General features: G+C 45.6%; 4 protein-coding genes. 3 read left to right on the forward strand and 1 reads right to left on the reverse strand.

What is annotated here, in order from left to right:
• Positions 1-226: 226 nt before the first annotated feature.
• Positions 227-403, reverse strand: coding sequence for a helix-turn-helix domain-containing protein (locus AC075L_RS21745; RefSeq protein ID WP_004613379.1), 177 nt, complete (start codon positions 401-403; stop codon positions 227-229).
• A gap of 104 nt (positions 404-507) precedes the next feature.
• Here AC075L_RS21745 and AC075L_RS21750 point away from each other — a divergent pair, with 104 nt between their 5' ends.
• From AC075L_RS21750 to AC075L_RS21760, 3 genes are all read left to right on the forward strand, one after another.
• Positions 508-690, forward strand: a complete 183-nt coding sequence (locus AC075L_RS21750; RefSeq protein ID WP_117761384.1) for a helix-turn-helix domain-containing protein — start codon at positions 508-510, stop codon at positions 688-690.
• 45 nt (positions 691-735) lie between these two features.
• A complete protein-coding gene (locus AC075L_RS21755) occupies positions 736-1,410 on the forward strand; it encodes a response regulator transcription factor (protein ID WP_288674737.1) in 675 nt (224 codons plus the stop codon).
• A partial coding sequence (locus AC075L_RS21760; protein ID WP_476388205.1) for a HAMP domain-containing protein occupies positions 1,398-1,887 on the forward strand: 490 nt, incomplete at its 3' end. The genes AC075L_RS21755 and AC075L_RS21760, both read left to right, overlap by 13 nt.

Raw genomic sequence — 1,887 nt, forward strand, 5'->3', positions numbered from 1 at the left:
TATGTCCGTGACAGCATCCGGCGCGAGGACTGCACGGGAGCTTAAAGATACTTCCTCACGGCCTCCTAAAGACTTGGGGGAACCCTGCGGCGCACGAGTAAAACGACGCTGCGGAGTTATGACAACCGCGCCAGCGGAGACCTGTTATTATACCGGTCAATAGGCTTGATTATGCCGATTTTTGTAAGGGGTTGAAAGGGATGAAAAGTCAGCAGACTTTAATCAACTAGATTATCACAGGCAGGCTGGGGATCGTGCCCTCGTTTTCAATGTTGGCAAGATACCTGGTATCAATGTTCACCTTTTCGGCTAAATCTTTTCGTGCAAGGTTCTTCGCCTTCCGTGCTTCTTTTACATCCGCACCGAAGGTTTCAAAGCCAGGGCAGTCTTTCACTTTTGCCATTCAACATCACCCACATACATTTTATATTTCATATCTCGGTATTGCTATCATTCGGCTAACCGTATATAATAATGACAAAGGATTTTTTACGGGAGGATAGCAAAATGCTTGAATATATCTCTGCCCCAGAAGCGGCAAAAAAGTGGGGCATTTCCGAACGACGGGTTCAAAAGCTGTGCGAAGAAAACCGAATACCGGGTGTTGCAAAATTCAGCCGTATGTGGTTGATACCAAAGGACGCTGAAAAGCCTGTTGATGGAAGAACGAAAAAGTTGAGAAATTTTTGAGATTTTCATGCGATACTATATGCTTGCGAAAGGAGGCGTTGATTTGTGAACGAAAAGCTACTCATCGTGGATGATGAAAAAGGCGTCGTTGATATGCTGAAAAGCTATTTTGAAATGCAGAGCTTTGTGGTCTATACGGCGTATGATGGCGAAACAGCATTGAAACAGGCGGCTTGCCATCCTGATCTTGTACTGCTAGACATCAATATGCCCGGCATGGACGGACTTACCGTATGCGAGAAAATCCGCAGCCACATTTCTTGTCCCATCTTATTTTTGACGGCCAGAATAGAAACCGCCGATAAGATCAAAGGGTTTCAGGTTGGAGCGGATGACTATATCATAAAACCGTTTGACATTGATGAATTAGGCGCAAGGGTCGCTGCACACTTGCGGCGGGAAAACAGAAAGCAGAGGCAATCCGAACTCCGCTTTTTCTCTGAAATGGTGATCGACTACTCTAAACGGGAGGTATCTATCAACGGAACGCCTGTCAACTTATCAAAAAAGGAATTTGACATTGTGGAGCTGCTTTCACTGAACGCTGGGCAGGTATTTGACCGGGAACGGATTTATGAAGCTGTGTGGGGACTTGATGGCGAAGGCAACAGTGATACCATTATGGAGCATATCCGAAAAATTCGAAGCAAGTTTACTGCCTTGTCGCATCACAGTTATATCGAAACAGTTTGGGGGGTGGGTTACAAATGGAATGGATAAAAAATATGAGCCTGAAAAAGTCCTTGTTCACGCTGACGCTCATCAACCTATTGCTGGCATTAAGCCTTTCGGCTGTTGTTTTTGTGGGCTGCACAAAATTGAGTGCAGTATTTGCCCCATCTGGCGTGCAAATTATCGTTGGAGCAGATTCCACAATAAAGACAGAGTTTCCGGAACCGGTAGCAGGAGCAACCGCAGTTAGAAATGCGTTGGTCATTTTTCAGTTCGTTTTGCCGATGCTATTCTTCATTGTCGCTTTGATATTAACTGCATCTCTGTTCTATCGCTGTAAGCTGAAAGAGCCACTTGCTATTCTTATGGATGGTGCAAATCGCATGATGCAGAATGACTTGGACTTTATCATTCCGGCCGTGTCCGAGGACGAACTGGGACAGCTCTGTGTCACGTTTGAAACCATGCGGCAATCACTTTTGAACAGCAACCGTGAGTTGTGGCGACAAACGGAAGAACGGAAAC

The organism is Blautia sp. ZXY-1-B12 (genome assembly GCF_056339915.1).